Origin of the sequence: Streptomyces africanus, from assembly GCF_002150735.1 — a bacterium.
Classification (GTDB): Bacteria; Actinomycetota; Actinomycetes; order Streptomycetales; family Streptomycetaceae; genus Streptomyces; species Streptomyces africanus.
This window is the reverse complement of record NZ_MUKA01000001.1, coordinates 92,227-113,837: the sequence shown is the minus strand read 5'-3', so window position 1 is coordinate 113,837 and position 21,611 is coordinate 92,227. Positions and strand designations below refer to the sequence as shown.

Annotated in this window: 20 protein-coding genes and 4 pseudogenes; 12 read left to right on the top strand and 12 right to left on the bottom strand. The window is 71.3% G+C overall.

The window, feature by feature from the left end:
• Positions 1–45 precede the first annotated feature (45 nt).
• Positions 46–747 (bottom strand): helix-turn-helix transcriptional regulator, encoded by a 702-nt coding sequence (locus CCL05_RS00500; protein ID WP_244204106.1) that lies wholly within the window; start codon positions 745–747, stop codon positions 46–48.
• Between the two features lie 86 nt (positions 748–833).
• Between CCL05_RS00500 and CCL05_RS00495 the strand changes: the two genes are divergently transcribed.
• Positions 834–1,271, top strand: coding sequence for a DoxX family membrane protein (locus tag CCL05_RS00495; protein ID WP_086558443.1), 438 nt, complete (start codon positions 834–836; stop codon positions 1,269–1,271).
• An 83-nt stretch (positions 1,272–1,354) separates the two neighbouring features.
• On the opposite strand, the gene secD is transcribed toward CCL05_RS00495, so the two are convergent.
• The 3 genes from secD to CCL05_RS00475 all read right to left on the bottom strand — a co-directional run bounded on the left by secD (position 1,355) and on the right by CCL05_RS00475 (position 6,304).
• Entirely contained in the window at positions 1,355–3,637 is a 2,283-nt protein-coding gene (gene secD / locus CCL05_RS00490) for a protein translocase subunit SecD (RefSeq protein WP_086558442.1), read from the bottom strand.
• Between the two features lie 1,027 nt (positions 3,638–4,664).
• Complete coding sequence (locus CCL05_RS00480; RefSeq protein ID WP_086558440.1) at positions 4,665–5,348, bottom strand: response regulator; 684 nt, start codon at positions 5,346–5,348, stop codon at positions 4,665–4,667.
• A gap of 2 nt (positions 5,349–5,350) precedes the next feature.
• Positions 5,351–6,304, bottom strand: a complete 954-nt coding sequence (locus CCL05_RS00475; protein ID WP_086558439.1) for a HAMP domain-containing sensor histidine kinase — start codon at positions 6,302–6,304, stop codon at positions 5,351–5,353.
• 271 nt (positions 6,305–6,575) lie between these two features.
• Here CCL05_RS00475 and CCL05_RS00470 point away from each other — a divergent pair, with 271 nt between their 5' ends.
• Both CCL05_RS00470 and CCL05_RS00465 read left to right on the top strand, forming a co-directional pair.
• Positions 6,576–6,890 (top strand): TraR/DksA C4-type zinc finger protein, encoded by a 315-nt coding sequence (locus tag CCL05_RS00470; RefSeq protein ID WP_086558438.1) that lies wholly within the window; start codon positions 6,576–6,578, stop codon positions 6,888–6,890.
• 59 nt (positions 6,891–6,949) lie between these two features.
• The gene (locus CCL05_RS00465; protein ID WP_086558437.1) at positions 6,950–7,324 is read left to right on the top strand and encodes a TraR/DksA family transcriptional regulator; all 375 of its coding nucleotides are present in this window, start codon (positions 6,950–6,952) and stop codon (positions 7,322–7,324) included.
• A gap of 78 nt (positions 7,325–7,402) precedes the next feature.
• Here the strand turns inward: CCL05_RS00465 and CCL05_RS00460 are convergent, their stop codons facing one another.
• The 3 genes and pseudogenes from CCL05_RS00460 to CCL05_RS00450 form a co-directional block, all read right to left on the bottom strand.
• Positions 7,403–8,446, bottom strand: a complete 1,044-nt coding sequence (locus CCL05_RS00460) for an SPFH domain-containing protein (RefSeq protein WP_086558436.1) — start codon at positions 8,444–8,446, stop codon at positions 7,403–7,405.
• Positions 8,447–8,450: 4 nt separating this feature from the next.
• Complete coding sequence (locus CCL05_RS00455) at positions 8,451–8,882, bottom strand: NfeD family protein (protein WP_086558451.1); 432 nt, start codon at positions 8,880–8,882, stop codon at positions 8,451–8,453.
• Positions 8,883–9,215: 333 nt separating this feature from the next.
• Positions 9,216–9,410, bottom strand: a pseudogene (locus CCL05_RS00450) (LysR family transcriptional regulator); the annotation flags it as partial.
• Between the two features lie 237 nt (positions 9,411–9,647).
• On the opposite strand from CCL05_RS00450, the pseudogene CCL05_RS00445 reads away from it, so the two are divergent.
• Both CCL05_RS00445 and CCL05_RS00440 read left to right on the top strand, forming a co-directional pair.
• Positions 9,648–10,065: pseudogene (locus CCL05_RS00445) on the top strand (isocitrate/isopropylmalate family dehydrogenase); the annotation flags it as partial.
• 10 nt (positions 10,066–10,075) lie between these two features.
• Complete coding sequence (locus CCL05_RS00440; RefSeq protein WP_244204103.1) at positions 10,076–10,222, top strand: hypothetical protein; 147 nt, start codon at positions 10,076–10,078, stop codon at positions 10,220–10,222.
• A 31-nt stretch (positions 10,223–10,253) separates the two neighbouring features.
• Here the strand turns inward: CCL05_RS00440 and CCL05_RS00435 are convergent, their stop codons facing one another.
• Both CCL05_RS00435 and CCL05_RS00430 read right to left on the bottom strand, forming a co-directional pair.
• Positions 10,254–10,991 (bottom strand): flavodoxin family protein, encoded by a 738-nt coding sequence (locus CCL05_RS00435; RefSeq protein ID WP_086558435.1) that lies wholly within the window; start codon positions 10,989–10,991, stop codon positions 10,254–10,256.
• 163 nt (positions 10,992–11,154) lie between these two features.
• Positions 11,155–11,340, bottom strand: a pseudogene (locus tag CCL05_RS00430) (TetR family transcriptional regulator C-terminal domain-containing protein); the annotation flags it as partial.
• Position 11,341: 1 nt separating this feature from the next.
• Here CCL05_RS00430 and CCL05_RS00425 point away from each other — a divergent pair.
• The 3 genes and pseudogenes from CCL05_RS00425 to CCL05_RS00415 form a co-directional block, all read left to right on the top strand.
• A pseudogene (locus tag CCL05_RS00425) lies at positions 11,342–11,716 on the top strand (alpha/beta fold hydrolase); the annotation flags it as partial.
• A 96-nt stretch (positions 11,717–11,812) separates the two neighbouring features.
• Entirely contained in the window at positions 11,813–12,517 is a 705-nt protein-coding gene (locus CCL05_RS00420) for a YqjF family protein (RefSeq protein ID WP_244204102.1), read from the top strand.
• A gap of 4 nt (positions 12,518–12,521) precedes the next feature.
• Positions 12,522–13,178, top strand: a complete 657-nt coding sequence (locus CCL05_RS00415; protein WP_086558433.1) for a hypothetical protein — start codon at positions 12,522–12,524, stop codon at positions 13,176–13,178.
• Here the strand turns inward: CCL05_RS00415 and CCL05_RS00410 are convergent.
• Genes CCL05_RS00410 through CCL05_RS00400 form a run of 3 tightly spaced genes read right to left on the bottom strand, consistent with a single transcriptional unit; the run spans position 13,162 to position 14,256 of the window.
• A complete protein-coding gene (locus tag CCL05_RS00410; RefSeq protein ID WP_208641284.1) occupies positions 13,162–13,437 on the bottom strand; it encodes an SRPBCC family protein in 276 nt (91 codons plus the stop codon). The two genes, CCL05_RS00415 and CCL05_RS00410, sit on opposite strands and share 17 nt — an antisense overlap.
• Positions 13,438–13,471: 34 nt before the next feature.
• Positions 13,472–13,822: an ArsR/SmtB family transcription factor gene (locus CCL05_RS00405; RefSeq protein WP_086558432.1), complete on the bottom strand. Its 351-nt coding sequence runs from the start codon at positions 13,820–13,822 to the stop codon at positions 13,472–13,474.
• On the bottom strand, positions 13,819–14,256 hold the full coding sequence (locus CCL05_RS00400; protein WP_086558431.1) for an SRPBCC domain-containing protein: 438 nt from the start codon (positions 14,254–14,256) through the stop codon (positions 13,819–13,821). Before CCL05_RS00400 ends, CCL05_RS00405 begins: the two co-directional genes overlap by 4 nt.
• A gap of 96 nt (positions 14,257–14,352) precedes the next feature.
• On the opposite strand from CCL05_RS00400, the gene icmF reads away from it, so the two are divergent.
• The 4 genes from icmF (at position 14,353) to CCL05_RS47365 (ending at position 21,606) form a co-directional block, all read left to right on the top strand.
• Positions 14,353–17,580 carry a fused isobutyryl-CoA mutase/GTPase IcmF gene (gene icmF / locus CCL05_RS00395; protein ID WP_086558430.1) on the top strand — a complete coding sequence of 1,076 codons (3,228 nt, stop codon included), beginning with the start codon at positions 14,353–14,355 and terminating at the stop codon, positions 17,578–17,580.
• A gap of 56 nt (positions 17,581–17,636) precedes the next feature.
• Complete coding sequence (locus CCL05_RS00390) at positions 17,637–18,497, top strand: 3-hydroxybutyryl-CoA dehydrogenase (RefSeq protein ID WP_086558429.1); 861 nt, start codon at positions 17,637–17,639, stop codon at positions 18,495–18,497.
• Between the two features lie 97 nt (positions 18,498–18,594).
• Positions 18,595–19,050, top strand: coding sequence for a MarR family winged helix-turn-helix transcriptional regulator (locus CCL05_RS00385; protein WP_167409483.1), 456 nt, complete (start codon positions 18,595–18,597; stop codon positions 19,048–19,050).
• Positions 19,051–19,188: 138 nt separating this feature from the next.
• Positions 19,189–21,606, top strand: a complete 2,418-nt coding sequence (locus CCL05_RS47365; protein ID WP_086558428.1) for an MFS transporter — start codon at positions 19,189–19,191, stop codon at positions 21,604–21,606.
• The last annotated feature ends 5 nt before the right edge of the window (positions 21,607–21,611 follow it).

The following is a 21,611-nucleotide window of genomic DNA, read 5'->3' as shown; positions in this document are numbered from 1 at the left end:
CTCGTATGGCGGGGGAAAGGGGGCTGGCGGGCGGCGAGTGGCGGGTCAGGGACTCGCGGTCGCGGGCGGGGAGGAAGCCGGCTCCAGACGGACACAGCAGTGGCCGGGGCTGGGCGCCAGGCAGGCGTGGCGGCTGCTGTCCTCGAGTCCTTCGAGGACGCCCCGGAGCAGATGGAGGTTCATGCCGCACACCGTCTGGGTGTGTTCGCGGGCGAGCGCGTGGAAGGGACAGTTGCCCAGCACGATCGCGTCCCCGTCGAGGCGGGGCTCGAACCCGTGCCGCTCCAGGAGGTCGAACACGTCCGGGCCGCCCTGCCCGGCGAGCCAGGCGCCGAGACCGTGGGCCTTTCGGTGCAGGACGGCGCGGACCGGTTCGCCCGTGGCCTCGGATTCCTCCAGGGCCTGGGCGAGGAGCCGTCCGGCCAGCTCGTAGTTCCGCTCGGGCAGGCTGACCGTGACCTGCTTGGCGGAGCGCTTGTAGAGCTTGGCCGGCCTGCCCGCTCCGGGACCGGTGCGTCCGCTGCGCCGTTCGTAGACGACGTCGAGGAGCGCCTCGTCGGCCAGGCGGTCCAGGTGGAAGGCCGCCGTCTGGCGCGCCAGGCCGAGCGCGGTGGCGGCTTCGTCGCGGCTGACCGGACCCGGCTGGCGCACGACGTGGTCGTACAGCCGCCTGCGGGTGGGCTCGTCCAGGGCGGCGACGGCGGAGACGTCGGGGCGGGGTGCTTCTTTCGGGTGGTCCACGAACACCAGTGTAAAACCCATGGGCATTGACTAAAGAAGCCACCCTCGCTTCTATTGATAGCGAGAGTTGTCGATAGAAGGAACGGTGCGTCATGACGTCCACAACCCGCCCCTCCCCGTCCGTCGCGTCCCGGCGGGCCGCGCTCGGCGACCCCGGCTACCAGGCGTTCGTCATCCTGCGCGTCGGGTTCACGGTGGCGCCGATCCTGTTCGGGCTGGACAAGTTCACCAACCTGCTCGTGGACTGGCCCGCGTACCTCGCGCCGTGGATCAACGACATCGTGCCCGGCAGCGCCCAGGCGGCCATGTACGCCGTGGGTGTCGTCGAGATCGTCGCCGGTCTCGTCGTCGCTCTCGCCCCGCGCTTCGGGGGCTGGCTGGTGGCCGGCTGGCTGGCCGGCATCATCGTCAACCTGCTGACCATTCCGGACTACTACGACATCGCGCTGCGGGACTTCGGCCTCCTGCTCGGCGCGGTCGCCCTCGCCCGGCTCGCCCAGCGCTACCACGGCGAGCGGCAGCCGCACTGACACGGCGGCGCGGACGGACGGGGGAAGGCGGGTGAGCCACTTGATGCTCACCCGCCTCACCCGTGCCCGGTCCCCCGCCGGGGTCAGACGCGCTCCGGCTGCCGGGCTGCCGGGTTACCGGCGGGACGGGTGCGGCGATCGAGCCGGATCGCGACGGGGGCGGCGGTGAGGACGGAGGAGTACGTACCGACCACGAGGCCGATGAGCAGGGCCAGGGCGAAGTCGGTGAGCGAGGACCCGCCGAGCACGGCGAGGGCGGTGAGGATGAACGCGGCGCCCATGCCCGTGTTGACGGTCCGGGGCAGGGTCTGCGCGATGGCCCGGTCGGTGAGGTCGGGCAGCGGCGCTCCCGGAGTCCTGCGGGCGAGTTCCCGCACGCGGTCGAAGAGGACCACGGAGTCGTTGACCGAGTAGCCGATGACGGTGAGCAGGGCCGCCAGGAACACCCCGTCGACCGGCCTGCCCAGCCAGGCGAAGACACCGACGAGGATCACCACGTCGTGGGCGAGGGCGACGACCGCCGCCGTGCCGAACACCCACCGGAAGCGTGCCGCGAGGTAGACGAACTGGGCGCCGAGCGCCACGGCGAGTGCGATCAGGGCACCCCGGCGCAGCTCCTCCCCCAGGCTGGGGCCGACCAGTTCGTCACGGACCTTGTCGGCTCCGCCCGCGAGATCACGCATGGTACCCGTGACCTCCGTCTCCTCGGCGTCGGTCAGCGGATCGGTGCGTACGGTCAGACCCGTCGCCCCGGAGGACTGGACGACGGCCCGGGCGAACCCGGCGTCGGCGAGGGCCGTGCGGACCCGGTCGGGGTCGACGGGGCCGGTGGTGGCGTACTCGATCAGGCGGCCACCGGTGAACTCCACACCGAGGTCGATGCCGCGCACCGCGATGCCCGAGCCGGCCAGGACCAGCGCGGCGGCCGACACGGCGAGCCAGCGGTGCGGCCGGCGCATCAGCCGGGGCGTGCGGCGGGTGAGGCGGTCGCGGACCACGCCGGTGGTGGCGATGCCGGTCACGCGGGGGCGGCGGCGTACCCGGGGGCGGCTCACGGCGACCTCGGCGAGCACTCTGGTGATCACCAGCGCGCTGAACATGGAGGCGAGCACACCGATGCCCAGGGTGACGCCGAAGCCCCGCACCGGCCCCGAGGCGAGGAAGAACAGCAGGGCGGCCGCGATCAGCGTGGTGATGTTGGAGTCGGCGATGGCGCCGAAGGCGTTGCGGAACCCGGCCGCCAGCGCCGAGCGCGTACTGGGCCGGCGGCGGGCCGCGTACTCCTCGCGGGCCCGTTCGAAGACCAGCACGTTGGCGTCCACGGCCATGCCGATCGCCAGGACGAAACCGGCCAGGCCCGGCAGGGTCAGGGTGGCGCCGAGCGCGGCCAGGGCGGCGTAGGAGACGAGGCCGTAGCAGACCAGGCCGACGGCGGCCAGGACACCCATCAGCCGGTAGACGCCGATGATGAACAGAGAAGTCAGCGCGGTGCCGATGGCCGCCGCCCAGGCGCTCGCCGTGATGGCCTGCGCCCCGAGGGTCGGGCCTACGGTGCGCTGCTCCACGGTCTCGACGGGCACGGGCAGGGCCCCGCCGTTGACGAGCAGGGAGAGTTCCCGGGCCTCCTCCGAGGAGAAGGAGCCCGTGATCTGCGTGGCACCGTCGCGGATGCCGGTCCGGCAGGCGACGGACGGCTCGACCTGCGGCGAGGAGATGACCTTGTCGTCGAGGACGATGGCCACGCGCCGCGCCGGGTCGCCCGCCGGGTGACAGGCGGCCTCACCCGTCAGCCGGGCCCAGCCGGCCCGGCCTTCCCCTTCGAAGCCGACGGTGACGTGCCATCCGGCTCCGCCCTGCTGGTCGAACCGGGCGGCGGCCTCCTTGACGTCCTCGCCGGTCAGCGCCGCGGCCCCGAGGCGCAGCGGGGTGCCGGACTCGTCGGGCAGGACCTGTTCCCGGGGCCGCTTCGGCAGCGGCCGGGAGGCGTCGCCGGTGCGGTCGACGGCTTGGTCGGCGATGCCGAGCACCGGGTGGAAGGTGAGCTGTGCGGTACGGCCCAGCACCTCGGCCGCCCTCTTCGGGTCCTGCACGCCGGGCAGTTCGACGATGATCCGGTTCTCGCCGGAGCGGACGAGGGTGGGTTCGGCGACGCCGAGTCCGTCGATACGGCCGCGCAGCACCTCCAGGGTGCGGTCGGTGGCCTCACGGCCGGCGTCGGTGGTGGGGGTGGAGCGGGTCTCCAGCACGAGCTGCGTACCGCCGCGCAGGTCGAGTCCGAGGCGGACCGGCACGGTGGCGGCGATGTAGAGGGAGAGGGCGATCACGGCGAGGGCGAGCAACGCCCTCACGCGCACGGAACGGTTCAACGGGGGCCTCCGGCAGGCGCGACCGCGGCCACGCGGGCGCGGCCGGGGTGCTGTCGAGGAGAGGGAGGGGAAGGGGGTGTCAGATGCCGGAGCCCGCAGGGGGTGCCCGCCCGCGGTCACGGGGCGTGTGGGGATCCGAGGAGGGCGTGTGCGCGGCCGGCGCGGGGAGCCGCGCGGCGCGGTCGGCCGGGCTGACGTCAGTGCCGACGAGGTGCCCGCGGGGGGCGGGATGCTCACTGTGCGACTCCGGGCGGGTTGCCGCGCGGATGGCGAGAGCGGTGCCGGACCCGTCGTCGGCACGCGGCCCGTGGGCCCCGACGGAGTCGCCGCCGCCGGCACATGGCCCGGCGCCCCCGACAGCGTCACACCCGTCGTCGGCACCCGGCCCGTGGGCCCGGAGGTCACACCCCTCGCCGACACCCGGCTGATGGGCCCCGACGCTGTCGTACCCGTCGCCAGTGCGCGGCCCGTGGGCCCCGACGGCGCCACATCCCTCGCCGGCACACGGCCCGTGGACCCCGAGGACGCCACACCTCTCACCAGTGCGCGGCCCCTGGGCCCCGATCGCGCCACGCCCCTCGCCGACACACGGCCCGTGGACCCCGAGGACGCCACACCTCTCACCAGTGCGCGCCCCCTGGGCCCCGATCGCGCCACGCCCCTCGCCGACACCCGGCCTGTGGACCCCGAGGACGCCACACCTCTCACCAGTGCGCGGCCCCTGGGCCCCGACCGCGCCACACCCGTCACCGGTGCGCGGCCCATGGGCGCCGACCGCGCCACGCCCCTCCCCCACGCCCGGGCCGGTGGCCCCCTGCCGGTAGGCCGTTGCCGCCGCGGTGGCCGTCGGCTCGGTCGTCGTGCCGGGCGGCGGAGCGGTGATGCCGAGCGCGGTCAGCAGTGCCAGGAGGACGGCTGCAAGGGCCGTGACGCCGGGCCGGGCGCCGCCGGTAGCGGGGGCGGTGGGCGCGGTGAGGTGCATGCGCCGTCCCCCCTTTCCTGGTGGTGCGCGGTGCGAACCGGCGTCTCAGGCTTCGATCAGGCCGGCGCGGATGGCGTACCGCGTGAGGTCCAGGCGGTCCCGCAGCCCGAGTTTCTGGAGCAGGTTGGCGCGGTGCCGCTGGACGGTCTTGATGCTGATGAACAGCAGGTCGGCGATCTCCTTGGACGAATGCCCCTCGGCCACCAGCTTGAGGACCTCTTCCTCACGGGGCGTGAGGATCTGGTCGGGCGTCTCCTCGCCGTGGCGGGCCCGGTCGAGGTAGTTGCGGATCAGCGCGGTGACCGCGCCCGGATACAGGAAGGGCTCGTCCCGCATCGCGGCCCGGCACGCGGCGACCAGGTCCCGGTCGGCGACGGACTTCAGCACGTACCCGTTCGCGCCGGCCTTCAGGGCCTGGAAGAAGTACTGCTCGTTGTCGTGCATCGTGAGCATCATGATCCGCAGGCCCGGCTTGAGGGCGGCCAGTTCACGGGCGGCCTGGAGGCCGGTCAGACGCGGCATGGCGATGTCCAGCACGGCCAGGTCGACGTCGTGGGTGCGGGCCATGTCGATGGCCTCGGCGCCGTTCCCGGCCTCGGCGACCACTTCGAGGTCCGGTTCCCGGTCGAGGATGAGCCGTACGCCGCGGCGCACCAGCGCATGGTCGTCGGCGAGCAGGATGCGGATCGTGCGCGTTCCCGCCGTGGCGGTCGTGGTCGCTTCGGGCATGGTCAGGGCTGCTTCCTGGATACGGGCGCGGTGAGCTGGACCCGGGTGCCGGTGTCGGGTGCCGGGGTGATCTCGAGACTGCCGCCGATGAGCAGCGCCCGCTCGCGCATGCCGCGGATGCCGGCGCCTTCCCGGGGGGCCTCGACGCCGCAGCCGTCGTCGGTGACGGCCAGCACCACGCGGTCGTCGGCGTGGCGCAGGGCGAGGGTGACCTGGGTGGCGTCCGCGTGCCGGGCGACGTTGGTCATCGACTCCTGGGCGACGCGGTACAGGACCAGTTCCGTCTCGGGCTCCAGAGCGGGCAGGTCGGCATCGAGACGGCGGGTGACCTGCAACCCGGTGTGGGTGGCGAAGTCCTCGGTGAGCGAGATCAGCGCGCTGACCAGGCCCAGGTCGTCCAGCACTCCGGGCCGCAGCCTGCGGGCCAGGCGGCGCACCTCGTCCAGGCTCTCGCGGGTGATCTCCTGCACCTCGTGCAACTGCTCGCGCAGCGGCGGCGGTGCCTCGTCCGAGGCGCGCTTGAGCTCCAGCAGGATCGCGGTCATGCTCTGGCCGACCTCGTCGTGGAGTTCCTGCGCGATGCGGCGCCGTTCGGCCTCCTGGGCCAGCAGGGCCCGGGCACTGCTGGTGGCCCTTTCGTGCTCCAGCCGCTCCAGCATGGCGTTGAACGTACGGATCACCTCGGTGATCTCGCCGCCGCCGGAAGCGGGCAGGCGCTGGCCGGGACGCAGCAGGTCCACGGTGGTCATCAGCTTCGTGAGCCGGCCCAGCGGGGCCAGGCCGAGCCTGAGCAGCGCGGCGTTGGCGACCAGCATGACGACCAGCCCCCCGACGAGGATGATCGCCTCGGTGAGCAGGACGGGCACGGAGACGGTCACCGGGGCCCACAGCAGCAGGGCCGTGGCCATGCCCAGCACCACGGCGTTGAGGGCGAAGATCCGCCAGAACAAGGACAACCGCCCTCAGCCTCTCCCTGGAAAACCCTTGGGAACCCTGGAAACCCCGGAAGCCCCTGTATAGAGCCTGCCCGGTCCCGAGCGCCCCGTCGATGGGGTCCGGCCCCCATTTCCCCGGTGGTGCACCACCCACGACGCGGCCGCGTGGATCCCCCGCCCCGGCACAAATGGGTCCCGCGCCCGATAGGTATCCGTCACCGGCCCGGCCAGGGTGGAAGACACCCGAAACCGCCCAGGTATGCCGCCTGTGCCGCCGAGAAAGGGACCGACCATGTCGCTCGATGTCACCCGGGCCGAGCCCCACCTTCACGACGCCCGTCAACGCCTGGAACACGCCCGCACCTCACGGCTGGCGCAGTTGCAGGCCCTCGACGAGGCCGGGACCAGCGCGGACGACGAGCACCTGCTGGCCGTCCAGAAGACCGCGATGGAGCGGGTCCTCAAAGAGATCGAGGAAGCTTTCGCCCGCATCGAGGACGGGACGTACGGAACGTGCCTGGGCTGCGCCAAACCCGTCCCCCCGGAACGCCTGGAGATCCTCCCCTACACCCGCTACTGCGTCGCCTGCCGGCGCCGCGCCGCCTGACCGACCCGACTGCCCGACGCCCGTACCGACCTCCTACGCCCTGCCTCAAAAGGGGTGACGTGGTGACCCACCAGACCATCGGCGAGAGCACGGCCCATCTGTCGGCCGCCGACCTCGCGGCGCTGCGCGAGAACCTGCACGAGCAGCGTCTGTTCCGCCAAGAGCAACTGCGTCAGCTCGCCGGACCGGCCACCTCCCGAGCCGAGGACCGGCGCGGGCGGCAGGCCGCCGCGCAGGTGGAGGTCCGCGTCAAGCTCGCGGCGTCCGCCCGTATGGTCCTCGCCGACGTCGAGGCGGCCCTCGCCCGCATGCGGGAGGGCTCCTACGGCACCTGCCACCTGTGCCGGCGCCCCGTCGACCGGCAACGGCTGATGATCGTGCCGCAGGCCCGCTACTGCGCACGCTGCCAGCAGGTGAAGGAGGCGATCCCCTGACCGGCGCACAGAACCTCGCCGACGCCGCTGCCCGGCAGAGGCGTGGTCGAGGACGGCCGGCGAAGACGCCGCCGGCCGTCAGCGAGGCGGGTGAGACGGGAAGGCGTCGGGGGTGGTGACGCCCTCGGCCTTGGCGGCGTCGGCGAGGGCGGCGGCAGCGGCTTGCGCTGCCTGTGCCGTGTCGTCGGCGGTCTGGGCGGCCATGTCGTCGTCCGAGGGTTTCTCGACGGTGGCCGGCGACGGGGGCAGCACCTCGGTGAAGGCGCGGGACATGCCCTGGAGTGCGGCGGTGATCTCGCTGGGGATCACCCAGAAATTGTTGCCCGGGCCCTGCGCGAGCTGGGGCAGCGTCTGCAGGTACTGCCAGGCGAGCAGCTTGGGGTCGGGGTCGTTGCGGTGCACGGCCTGGAACACCTCGTCGATGGCCCGGGACTGGCCCTCGGCCTGGAGGATCGCGGCCGTGCGGTTTCCCTCCGCGCGCAGGACGGCGGCCTGCTTGTCGCCTTCGGCGGTGAGAATCTGCGACTGGCGCTGTCCTTCGGCTCCGAGGATCGCGGCTCGTTTGTCCCGCTCGGCTCGCATCTGCTTCTGCATCGCGTCCTTGATGGACTGCGGGGGGTCGATGGCCTTGATCTCCACCCGGTTGACCCTCAGTCCCCACTTGCCGGTGGCCTCGTCCAGCACGCCGCGGAGCTGGCTGTTGATGGTGTCGCGTGAGGTGAGGGTCTTTTCCAGGTCCATGGAGCCCACGACGTTGCGCAAGGTGGTGACGGTGAGCTGCTCGACCGCCTGAAGGAAATTCGCGATCTCGTAGAAAGCGGCTCGCGGATCCGTGACCTGGAAATACAGAACGGTGTCGATCTCGACGACCAGATTGTCCTCGGTGATGACCGGCTGCGGTTTGAACGAGACGACCTGTTCCCGTAGGTCGATCACCGGATGAACTCGGTCGATGTAAGGGATCACGAGGCTGAGGCCGGGACTCAGGGTCCGGTGGTAACGGCCGAGCCGCTCGACATTACGAGCGCGTGCCTGAGGAACGATACGGACCGCACGCACCACGGTGAAAACCGCGATCAGCGCGACGATCAGGCCGGCAATCAAGAACGCCGAGGTTTCCATGGTTTCAGTCCCGGGGGTAGACGATCGCTGTCGCGCCGCTGATCTCCATGACGTCGACGGTCTTTCCGGCAGGAATCACCAGCGTCTCGTCGTAGGCGCGGGCCGTCCACTCCTCGCCGTCGATGCGGACCCTGCCACCCAGGCCCGTCACCTCCGAGACGACATAGGCAGCCCTGCCGACCAGTGCGTCGACGCCGAAGCGTTCCGTTTGGGGCTGGAAGACGTGGCGCAGCGCGATGGGGCGTACGAACAGCACGGTGACGGTCGCGACGACGGTGAACACCAGGAATTGAAACGGCACCGGCAGCCCGACCGCGGCGGACCCCGCCGTGACCAAAGCGGCCGCACTCAGCATTCCGAGTGCAGCCGTAAGAGTGAAGATCTCCGCCGCGGCCAGCACGGCGGCGATGATCAACCAGATCAGCCATGGATCCATTGCGTGCCTCTTCTGCCGGCGCTGCGCGGAGAGCCTGACTCCCTCCCATTGGACCCCCATACGGGACGGCCGCGATACCCCTCGGAAAGGTATTCTTCAGGGGCAGAGGGCGCGTATGGACATTCGGCAGCTGGAGCACTTCCTTGCGATTGTCGATCGCTGTCGCAGGCCGTGCGGGCGCTGGAGCGTGATCTGACGCCGGGATACCGGTAGCTGAAGGCACTCACCAAGGTCGTCAGCGGCTCCACCGCCTGCGACGGCATCGACGCCACATCCAGGCGCCCCACACGCAGCTCACGCACCGCCGCGACACTCGCCCGCGCCGATGCGATGGAACGACTCCGAGCCGACCGCGAGCCCGACCCCGGCCAGTACCGGCGGCATGAGCGACACGCGGTGCTCGGTCTCGGCCGCGACGGTGAGCTCGATGCCCTGCTCCCGCACCGCGTCGACGTAGGCGCGCATCCCGGTACCCCGCTGCCCGACGATCAGCCGCTGTCCCGCGAGCTCCCGGCAGCCTGTCGCCCGCGGCCGCCGCGTTCGTCAGGAGCGCGACCTCGGCCGCCGCCGACGGCTGATAGGCACCCCTTATATGGGAGATCCGCTTTGCATCGTGGACGCCCCACGGGCCGCCTTGCTGCAATCAGCGCATGACGACGAACCACCGCATTGCCCTGATCCCCCGCGACGGCATCGGTGCCGAGGTGCTGCCCCGGCACAGCAGGTGCTCGATGTCCTCGGCCGCCGCCACGGCTTCAGCCTGCCTGGGACCAGGAGCACATCGACGCGCTCGCCGCCAAGTTCGTCCTCGACCCCGCCCACTTCGACGTCGTCGTCGCCTCCAACCTCTTCGGCGACATCCTCAGCGACCTCGCGGCCACGGTCGCCGGATCCATCGGCATCGCCCCGGCGGCCCAGCCTCAACCCGGAGCGGGATTTCCCCTCGATGTTCGAGCCGGTGCACGGCTCCGCGCCCGACATCGTGGGTCGGGGCCTCGCCAACCGGCTTGGCGCGATCTGGTCCGCGGCGATGATGCTCGACCACCTCGGCCATCCCGCCGCGGCCAGGGACATCACGGACGCGATCGCCTCGGTCCTGGCCAAGACCGATGTCCGCACCCGTGACCTGGGCGGAACGGCGACCACCGCCGAGTTCACCGACAAGCGGATCGAGCTCCTCTGAGCCATCCCCCGTGCCACACAACGACCTGATGCCGATGCAGGACATGGGCTTCCGCAACCTCATCCTGCTGGACCGCGGCTGCGACCCCGTGACCCACGGCTACGACTATGTGCCGGTGAAGTCCCTGGACGAGCTCAACACCATGCTCGGCATCTGACCCTCTCCTGCGGCGTCACCGATCGCCGCGCTCAGCGGTGCTCGGGGTTGTCCGCCCCCGGTCGGCAGCCCGCGTCCCACTCCGTGCGCTGGTTGCCGTGGGCCGGAATCCCACCGGCGCGTTTGAGCAGGGCCGCCAGGTGCATCAGGTTCCAGGTCATGAAGGCGGTGTTGCGGTTGGTGAAGTCGTTCTCCGGGCCGCCCGAGCCGGGGTCCAGGTACGAGGGGCCGGGCCCCGCGGCACCGATCCAGCCCGCGTCCGCCTGCGGCGGGACGGTGTAGCCGAGGTGCTGAAGGCTGTAGAGGACGTTCATGGCGCAGTGCTTGACGCCGTCCTCGTTGCCGGTGATCAGACACCCTCCGACACGTCCGTAGTAGGCGTACTGTCCCTGGGAGTTGAGCAGGCTGGAGCAGCTGTACAGGCGCTCGATGACCTGCTTGGTGACGGAGCTGTTGTCGCCCAGCCAGATGGGTCCGGACAGAACCAGGATGTCCGCGGCCATCACCTGCTCGTACAGCGCCGGCCAGGCGTCGGTGGCGAAGCCGTGTTCGGTCATGTCGGGGTAGACGCCCGGCGCGATGTCGTGGTCGACCGCGCGGACGAGCTCCGTGCTCACCCCGTGCGCGTCCATGATCGCCCGGCTCCTGTCGATGAGTCCCTGGGTGTGACTGAGCTGGGGCGACGGCTTGAGCGTGCAGTTGATGAAGAGAGCACGCAGGTCGTCGAAGCGGTATCCGTCCTCAGTGGACGGGGTCGGCGGGGCTGCCATGGCGGACTCCGGGGGGAGAGCGGTCAGGGGCGAGAGGCGGGTGCCAGCGGCAGCGTCTCGCGGAAATCACGCGCTGTCCCGTTACGACGCACCGGCACGCGGTGGGTTCGCGGAATCACCTGTCCCCTCGCCCCGGCTGAGCCCCATCGCCGCGAGGGCGAGGTCACGCGTCACCGGCGCGGAAGACTCGGTTCAGATGGTGCTCCAGGACCGCGGTCGCGGACTCCGGGCTGCGCTGGCCGACGAGGATGCCGGTGCCGAGTCCCGCGGACAGGGCGAGCAAGCCGGCCGCCTCCAACCGTGCGTCCACACCGGGTTGGAGGAGAGCTGCCTCCTGCGCCTGCCGGAGGCTCTTCGCCGGCTTCTTCGCGACCTTCGCGCCCAAGGCGTTCCGCCCGCGGCTGGCGGCCTGGCTGGAGCAGCCGGTCCTCGTCATGCCGGAGCTGCGCTCGATGATCAGAACGGCCGTTCGCGCCTACCGCATACGCCGCCCGGCGCCGCTCCCCTTGTCCGATGAGGAGCTGTCCACCATCCGATCCCCGCTCTACCTGGTGCTCGGCAAGCGAAGCCTCCTCGTGCACCCGCGGCGGCAGGCGGAGCGCGTACCCCGCCTGATCCCCGGCGCCCGGGCCGAGATCATCTCCGACACGGACCACGGGCCGCAGATCGACCACGCGGAGGAAACCAACCGCAGGATGCTGGATTTCATGTCCTCCATCGACTGACAACGTCAGACCGGGTGCGCCATGGGCACCGGGCGTTTCCGCCGCTCACGCCGGGGGGACTCGCGATGCGTGGTCGCGTATGGAGCGGAGCAGCGGGTGCGCGTTCCCGCGCTTCGGGCCGGCTGGGTGAGGCAGACGTTCGTCCACTGGGCCTTCCCGCCGGACGCGGTCCAGGCGCTGCTGCCCGGGGGCCTGGTGGTGGACGAGTACGAGGGGGCGGCCTGGGTGGGGCTCACTCCCTTCGTGATGGCGGATGTGCGCCCTTCCCCGGTGCCCGCTGTGGTGCCCGGGCTCCCGACGTTCGCGGAGACCAACCTGCGGACCTTCGTTCAGCGCCGGGACGGGACGGACGGGCTGTGGTTCCTGTCCATCGAGGTGGCCTGCCCGCTGATGCTGGCGGCCCGGGCCGTCGGCGCGCCGTACCACCCGGGCGTGCTGAGCGTTTCCCTGGACGGGGACACCGTGTCGTACGCCGGGTCCAGGCGGACCGGCGAGGCCGCCTACCGCCTGGTGGTCCGGCCCGGCACCCCGATCACGCCCACCGAGCGGGACGTGTGGCTGACCTCGCGCTGGCGGGCGTACACCCGTCGGTTCGGCATGCTCTGGGAGACGCCGGTGGAACATGAGCCCTGGCCGCTGGCGGACGCCGCCGTCGACGTGCTCGAGGAGACGCTGACCACCGCGGCAGGCCTGCCCGCGCCCACCGCCGAGCCCGTGGTGCACTTCTCGGAAGGGGTACGGCACGTGCGGCTGGGGGTGTCGAGGCCGCGTGTCCCGACGCCGGGCCGGTCCGGGGAGTAGCATCGTGCGCCGCACGCGCGGCATCCGCGGAAGGCGCTCGCGGCTGCGCTTCGACGGCTGGATCGCGGGCGTGGGCACCTCTTCCGGGACGCGCGTCGTGGTGGGGCACTGGCAGCGCTCGCCGTTCGGGCCGTTCAGCGACGTGATGATCGAGCGGGCGGACGGGGAACGGCTGCTGCTCGCCCCCTCGCACCGGACGGCGGACTTCGTCAGTGGCACCTACAGCTTCGACACGGTGCGTGTCGTGCCGGTCGACGTGAGCGTCGCGGACGACACCTGGACGGTCGCCGCGGGACCGCTCGAACTGCGCTTCACTGTGGGCCCGCGACGGCCGGCGGGCGTCCTCCTGCGGGCCGTACCCGGCGTACTCGCCGCCCGCCCGGCATGGGCCGCCCTGACGAACGGGCCCGCCCACCTGCTGCCGGCCCACGTGCGAACCCGCGGCCGTAGCGGCGCGCGACGCCGCGAGTGGTACGGCGTCCGGGACATGCGGCCGGTCGGCGCGGTGTCCGCGGTCTTCGAGGGAGTCGACCTCGGTGTCATGGCGCCGGTCGCACCGCCCGTGCGCTTCGGGTTCGGTTCGGTGCCCCGGAAACCCACCCTCACGCGGGTCACGACGACCGTGGAGCCGGGCCGGGGTGCGCCTAGTGCCAGTCGCTGATCCGGACGTCGTCGGGTGCCGGCCTGCCGTGTCCGGTCTCCACGAAGTCCTTGAGGCTCATCAGGAAGGTCGCCCACTTCGTGCTGCAGTGATGCACGAACTCGACCGGCTCACGCCAGCCCTCGTGTTTGAACAGGACGATCGTGTACGCGTCGCGCCGGCTGAGGTTCCAGTCGATCTCGGTCCCGATCCACTCCGCGGGGCCGCCCGTGACACGCCACCGCACCCGGCCGACGGGGTCGAGTTCGAGGATCTCCATGTCGAAGCCCTGCGATGCAGGATGTCGGCCATCTTCATGCTCCTTCGGTGTGGTCGCGGCGGCGTTCGATCGCCTCCGCGATGTGCTTGATCCGGCGCAGCCGGGCGTCCCAGGACGTGCCGACCGCGGCCAGTTGTGCGGCCGCTCGGGCGAGTTGCGCCGCGTCGCCCCGGTAGCGCCGCTCGCGGCCGGCCGGTTCGGCACGGACCAGCCCGACCCGGTCGAGGACGGCGAGGTGTTTGGACACGGCCTGCCGGGTGAGGGGCAGGTCCGCACTGAGCGAGGTGGCCGTTCCGGCTCCGGACGCGAGGAGCAGGTCGATCAGCGTGCGCCGGGTGGGGTCACCTATCGCCGACCACAGCTCGTCGTCGACCGACGTGCTCACGAGGCCGACACCAGCCGCGCGATGTACGCGCCCAGCCGGGGGATGTAGTGGTCCCACGCGGTCGCGTGATCGCGGTAGTGCTCCTCGAGTACGGCGATCTCCCAGCCCATCTCGCGGAACCCGGTCTCGGTCATCCGCACCCGGGTCCCCTGCTCCGTCGGCGCCAGGTCGAAGGTGACCAGCAACGAGTCCCCGCCCCGTCCGGCGTCGGTGTAGCACCACCTGAACGAGAACCGCGACGGCGGATCGACCTCGACGACGGTGAGCGCGACGGTCATCGTCTCGCCGGTCGTCCCGTCCCGCCAGAAGAGCTCACCGGGCGCCCCTGCGGCGGACTCGAACCGGGCATCGTCCGGCCACCACTCCCGCATGTGCTCCGGCCGGCTGACGACCTCGAAGACCACGGAAGTGTGACGCGCAACGTTTGGTTGCACATGAGTCTGTGACCGCGATCACCCCCAGCAATTTACTAGGACGTCCTAGTATCTCTTCTGTCGGCAGTACCCCCGCCCCGTCCGGGAAGGCCCCCCATGAGCGATCTGCACCGGCCCGTGCACCCTGTCCGCCTGGTCACGGCTTCGGCTCTGTTCGACGGGCACGACGCGTCGATCAACATCATGCGCCGCATCTTCCAGTCCCAGGGCGCCGAGGTGATCCACCTCGGACACAACCGGTCGGTGCGGGAGGTCGTCGACGCCGCTCTGGAGGAAGACGCCCACGGAGTCGCCGTCTCGTCGTACCAGGGCGGGCACGTGGAGTACTTCGAGTACCTGGTCGAGTCGCTGCGCGCGGCGGGAGCCGACCACATCCGTGTGGTGGGCGGCGGAGGCGGCGTCATCGTGCCCGAGGAGATCGCCCGGCTGCGTGACAGCGGGGTGACCATCTTCTCCCCCGAGGACGGGCAGCGGATGGGCCTGGCCGGGATGGTCAACTCGGTCGTGAAGGACTGCGACTTCGACCTCTGGGACGGCAAGCCGGCCGACGCCGCCGCCCTGCTGGCGGGCGACCGGTTCGCGATCGCCCGCGCCATCACCGGCGCGGAACTGGGCAAGCTGCCCCCGGATCTCCTGGAGCGGCTGCGTGCCGCCGCCGCGGCACGGGTCGTGCCGGTGCTGGGCATCACCGGCACGGGCGGCTCGGGCAAGTCGTCACTGACGGACGAGCTGGTGCGCCGCCTCCGCCTCGACCAGCAGGACAAGCTGCGCATCGCCGTGATAGCGGTCGACCCGACCCGCCGCCGCGGTGGCGGGGCACTGCTCGGAGACCGGATCCGGATGAACTCCCTGGACGGGAACCGGGTCTTCTTCCGCAGCCTGGCCACCCGTGGCAGTCGCGAGCTGCCCGAGCACCTGTCCGACGTCATCGACGTGGCCAAGGCCGCCGGGTTCGACCTGGTCATCGTGGAGACGCCGGGCATCGGCCAGGGCGACGCGGCGATCGTGCCGTTCGTCGACACCTCGCTGTATGTGATGACACCGGAGTTCGGTGCCGCCTCGCAGCTGGAGAAGATCGACATGCTCGACTTCGCCGACGTGGTGGCGATCAACAAGTTCGAGCGGCGCGGCGCGCAGGACGCGCTGCGCGACGTGGGCCGCCAACTGGTCCGCAACCGTGAGGCGTTCGGCATGCGGCCCGAGGACATGCCGGTGTTCGGCACGTCGGCGGCGACGTTCAACGACGACGGTGTCACGGCGCTCTACCAGCACCTGAAGACGGGCCTGGCCGAGAAGGGCCTGCCGCTGTCCGAGGGCGCGCTGGCGCCGGTCGGGGTACGCCACTCCTCCGGCATCCGGCAGGTGGTCCCCGCCGCCCGGGTGCGCTACCTCGCCGAGATCACCGACACGGTCCGCGCGTACCACGCCGAGACCGAGCGCCTGGTGGACGCAGCCAGGAGGGTGCAGCACCTGGAGGCGGTCAGGGACGCGCTCGTCGAGGCGGGCTCCGACGCGGCGAACGTGCAGTCGCTCCTCGACGACGCCCGCAAGCAGCTCCCGCACCGGATCGCGGAGCAGATCGGGAACTGGCCGGCCGTCATCGCCTCCTACTCCGGCGACGAGCAGGTGGTGAAGGTCCGGGACAGGGAGATCCGCACCAAGCTGACCCGCGAGTCCCTGTCCGGCAACAAGGTCCCGCGCGTCGCCCTGCCCCGCTTCACCGACCACGGGGAGCTGGTGCGGTTCTGGCGCGGGGAGAACCTGCCGGGCTACTTCCCCTTCACAGCCGGGGTGTTCCCCTTCAAGCGCGACGGCGAGGACCCGGCGCGGATGTTCGCCGGGGAGGGCGATCCGTTCCGCACGAACCGGCGCTTCAAGCTGCTCTCCGAGGGCCAGCCGGCCACCCGCCTGTCCACCGCCTTCGACTCGGTCACGCTCTACGGCCGCGACCCGGACGAACGCCCCGACATCTACGGCAAGGTCGGCACGTCCGGGGTGTCGGTGGCCACGCTCGCGGACATGAAGGCCCTCTACGACGGCTTCGACCTGACAGCGCCCACGACCTCGGTCTCCATGACCATCAACGGCCCCGCGCCGACGATCCTGGCGTTCTTCCTCAACACCGCGATGGACCAGCAGACGGAGAAGTTCCGAGCCGCCGAGGGCCGTGACCCGTCGCCCGAGGAGGCGGCCGAGCTGCGGGCCCACGCGCTCGCGAGCGTGCGCGGGACCGTGCAGGCCGACATCCTCAAGGAGGACCAGGGGCAGAACACCTGCCTGTTCTCCACCGAGTTCTCGCTGCGGATGATGGCCGACATCCAGGAGTGGTTCATCGCCCACAAGGTCCGCAACTTCTACTCCGTGTCCATCTCCGGCTACCACATCGCCGAAGCCGGGGCGAACCCCATCAGCCAGCTCGCCTTCACCCTGGCCAACGGCTTCACCTACGTCGAGGCCTACCTCGCCCGGGGCATGCACATCGACGACTTCGCCCCGAACCTGTCGTTCTTCTTCTCCAACGGCATGGACCCCGAGTACTCCGTCCTCGGCCGGGTCGCCCGCCGCATCTGGGCCGTCGCGATGAAGGAGAAGTACGGCGCGAACGAGCGCAGCCAGAAGCTGAAGTACCACGTCCAGACCTCCGGACGCTCCCTGCACGCCCAGGAGATGGACTTCAACGACATCCGCACCACCCTCCAGGCCCTCACGGCCATCTACGACAACGCGAACTCGCTCCACACCAACGCCTACGACGAGGCCGTCACCACCCCGTCCGAGGAGTCGGTGCGGCGGGCGCTGGCGATCCAGCTCGTCATCAACCGCGAGTGGGGCCTGGCGATGAACGAGAACCCCCTCCAGGGATCGTTCATCATCGACGAACTCACCGACCTGGTGGAGGAGGCCGTCCTCCAGGAGTTCGAGCGGATCAGCGAGCGCGGCGGCGTCCTGGGTGCGATGGAGACCGGCTACCAGCGGGGCCGCATCCAGGACGAGTCGATGCTGTACGAGCAGCGCAAGCACGACGGCACCCTGCCCATCATCGGCGTCAACACCTTCCTCCGCCCCGGCGGCGACAGCCGGCCTCAGGAGCTGGAACTCGCCCGGGCCACCGAGGAGGAGAAGCAGTCCCAGCTGGAGCGCGTGCGGGACTTCCACACCGGCCACCGCGACCAGGCCCTTGACGCCCTGGCCGCGCTCAAGCACGCGGCGACGAGCGGCGACAACGTCTTCGCCGTCCTCATGGACGCCACCCGGGTCTGCTCGCTCCAGCAGATCACCGAGGCCTTCTTCGAGGTGGGCGGCCAGTACCGCCGCAACGTCTGACCCAGCCCCGTAACCCCCGAAACCACCCCGCAGCGACTCAGCAGAGAGGACCTCACATGGATCCCGTTACTCGTCTCGGCGTGGTCGGATGCGGCCTCATGGGCTCCGGCATCGCCGAAGTCGCGGCCCGCAGCGGCATCGACGTCCGCGTCGCCGAGGCCACGCCGGACGCGCTCGACGCAGGCCGCCGCCGGCTCACCGCCTCGCTCGACCGAGGCGTACGGCGTGGCAAGCTCAGCGAGGAGCAGCGGGACCAGGCCCTCGCCGGGCTGTCCTTCACCCACGACCTCAGCGACATGGCCGACCGCCAGTTCGTCGTCGAGGCGGTCGCCGAGAACCGTGACATCAAGACGGACGTCCTGCGCACCCTGGACAAGGCGGTCGAAGACCCCGCGGCGGTCCTGGCCACCAACACCTCCTCGATCCCCGTCGTCGATCTCGCCGTGGTCACCGAGCGGCCCGCGCAGGTCATCGGCATGCACTTCTTCAACCCCGTGCCCGTGCAGCAGCTGGTGGAGCTCATTCCCGCCCTCACCACCAGCGCGGACACCGTGCGGCGCACCCGCGGCTTCGCCGAGCAGCTGGGCAAACAGGCCATCCAGGCGCCCGACCGCTCCGGCTTCGTCGTCAACGCCCTCCTCGTGCCCTACCTGCTCAGCGCGGTACGGATGGTGGAGTCGGGCTCCGCGCAGCCGGAGGACATCGACCGGGGCATGGAACTCGGATGCGCCCACCCCATGGGGCCGTTGCGGCTGCTCGACCTCATCGGCCTCGACACCGCCCAGGCCGTGGCCGAGTCGATGTACGAGGAGTTCAAGGAGCCGCTGTACGCACCGCCCGCCCTCCTGCGCCGCATGGTCGCCGCGGGCCACCTCGGCCGCAAGAGCGGCCGGGGCTTCCACACCTACGACGCCTGAACGCCGGGCGCGCCTGCCGGTTCCCACATTCAGTATGTTGACATAGGTTTCTCGTCATAGGTACCTTGCCGGTGTGACCGGAATCAGTGAGGCTCGCATGAGCCAGGGCGTCGACCATGTGGCCGCGGGCCTCGTGGCGTGCCTGCCCGCGCTGAACCGGTACGTCAAACAGGGCATCGACCGGGAACTGCCCTATCCCGCGCTCCCCGAGCGGCAGTTGGCCCTGCTTCAGTACGTCGCCGAGCACGACGGCGCGACCGTCCACCAGGCGTCCGAGGCGCTGCGGATGATGCCGAACAACGTCAGCGCCCTGGTCACCCGCCTCACCGAAGCGGGCCTGCTGGAGCGGCATCGGGACGACACCGACAAGCGTGTGGCGCACCTGCGCGTCACCGCCAAGTCGCGGCAGCGTATCGGCGAGGTGGAGAACATCGCGGCGACGCAGCTCGCGTCGGCGCTGCGTACCCTCACCGACGGTGACCGCGACGCCCTCGGCTCGGCGCTCGGCGCCCTGGAAGCTCTCACCCGGCACCTGCGCGACCACTCCGCCTGACCGGTCCGGCTCGTCGTACGCCCGCTGCCCTTGCCGCTGCCGCGGCGGGGCCGGGCGTGCTGCGCCCCTTCACAGCTCTCCCCCCCCCATGTCCACGCGCCCCAGCCGCGCGCCGCACGTCCCGAGGACAGCTCACCCATGTCTGTCACCGCTGTTTCCACAGCGCCCACTCCCGTTGCCGACCCCCTCCCCCGCGGTCGTCGCGCCAACCCCTGGCTGACGCTGGTCGCCGTCGCGTTCGGCCTGTTCATGGTCGGCCTCGACGGCTCCGTCGTCTCGATCGCCAACGCCGAGATCGCCCGTGACCTGAACGCCTCCACGGCCGAACTGCAGTGGGTCACCAACTCCTACCTGCTCGCCCTCGCCGCCGCCCTGATCCTCGGCGGCAAGCTCGGCGACCGCCTCGGGCGCCGTACGGTCTACCTCGTGGGCGTCGTCGGATTCACCGCCGCGTCCGTCGCGATCGGCCTCGTCGGCTCGATCGAGGGCGTCATCGCCTTCCGGGCCGTACAGGGCCTCTTCGGTGCGATGCTCATGCCCAACACCCTCGCGTTGCTGCGTGCCGTGTTCCCGCCGAAGAAGTTCGGCATGGCGGTCGGAATCTGGGCGATGATCTCGTCCGTCTCCACCGCGCTCGGCCCGATCGTCGGCGGACTGCTCGTCGAGCACGTCAACTGGGAGTCGGTCTTCTACATCAACGCCCCCATCGGCGTCATCGCCCTCGTCTTCGGCCTCGTGGTGCTGCCGCAGTCCAGGAACGAGGCCGCCGCGAGCGAGAAGTTCGACGTGCCCGGCGTCGTGCTGCTCGCGCTCGGACTGCTCGCCGTCGTCTTCGGTGTCGTCAAGGGCGAGACGTGGGGCTGGACTTCGGCCGGCACGCTCGGCGCGATCGTCGGCGGCGTCGTCGTCCTGGCCCTCTTCGGCTGGTACGAGACCCGCGTCACGCACCCGCTCCTGCCCATGCGGCTGTTCCGCAACCCGGCCCTGACCATCGGTACGCTCGTCACCGCGCTGAACTTCTTCGTCCTGCTCGGTGTGATCTTCTTCGTGATGCTGTACCTGCAGAACGTGCGCGGCTTCACGCCCGTCGAGTCCGGTGTGCGCACCCTGCCGCTCAGCCTCGCCTCCATGGTGGCCTCGCCGCTCGGCGCGAAGCTCACCGAGAAGTTCGGCGCGCGCCTGACCATGCCGCTCGGGATGGTGCTCCAGGCCGGCGCCACGTTCACGATGCTCGCGTGGAGCGACGACTCGTCGTACCACACCCTGTGGCCTTCGTTCGTCGCGCTCGGGCTCGGCGTCGGCATCGTGATGTCCGCGTCCTCCGACGCGATCGTCGGCAACGCCCCCGTCGAGGACGGTGGCATCGCGGGCGGTCTCCAGGCGACCTCGCTGCAGGTCGGCGGGGCGCTCGGCACATCGGTGCTCGTCTCCCTCATCAGCAGCCGCGTCGGCTCCACCCTCGCCGGCTCACTGACCGACGCCGGTGTGCCCCACTCGGCAGCCGCTCGCTTCGAGGAGGCGAAGGACGCGGTCGCGATGGGCGTCGCCCCGGTCTCCGACGCGATGCCGGCGCAGCTCAGGGCGGCCGTGGTGGAGGGCAGCCACAGCGCCTTCATGAACGGCGTCCACACCGCCGTCCTGGTGACCGGCTTCCTCGCCCTCGTGGGCGCAGTCCTCGCGGCGTTCGGCCTCCGAGGCCGGGAGGAGGAGACGGACGAGGCCGACGAGACGGACGAGGGCACGGAGAGCGACGAGATCGTGCCGGGCCCGGCCGCTGCCGCGGTCCGGTCCTCCGGCGGCATCCCGGTCAGCGGCCACGTCATCGGCGCCGAGTCGGCACCCGTACCGCGTGCGTCCGTCACCCTGATCTCGCTGGGCGGGCGGCAGGAGGGCCGCGTGGTGGCCCGCCCGGACGGTTCGTACACGGTGGACGCGCCGGGCGCGGGAAACTACGTGCTCATCGCCTCCGCCGAGGGCTACCAGCCACAGGCTTCCACGGTGGTGGTCGGCGAGGAGCCGGTCTCGTACGACATCCTGCTCTCCGGCACCAGCGGCCTGGCCGGCACGGTCAGGTCGGCGGCCCGCAAGGAGCCGGTCGCCGGCGCCATGGTGGTCGCGGCCGACGTGCGCGGCGACGTGCTCGCCGCCGGACTGACCGACTCGGACGGCACGTTCGGCTTCTCCGAGCTGGTGCCCGGCCCGCTGACCCTCGCCGTGACCGCGGCCGGCCACCGGCCGGTCGCGCTGCCCGTCGAGATCGCCGCGCGGGGCGTCACCAGGACCGAGGTCGAACTGTTCTCCGGCCTGCAGGTGCAGGGCGTGGTCCAGGCCGCGGGCCGGCCGCTGAACGACACGCGGGTCACGCTCGTCGACGTGGCCGGCAACGTGGTGGCCACCGCGACCACCGGCGAGGACGGCGGCTACGCCTTCACCGACCTGGACGGCGGCGAGTACACGGTCACGGCGGCCGGCTACCCGCCGAAGGCCACCCGCCTGACGGTGCGCGGCTCGGGTGTGGAGAGCCACGACATCGAGCTCTCCCACCCGGGCGAGTGACAGTC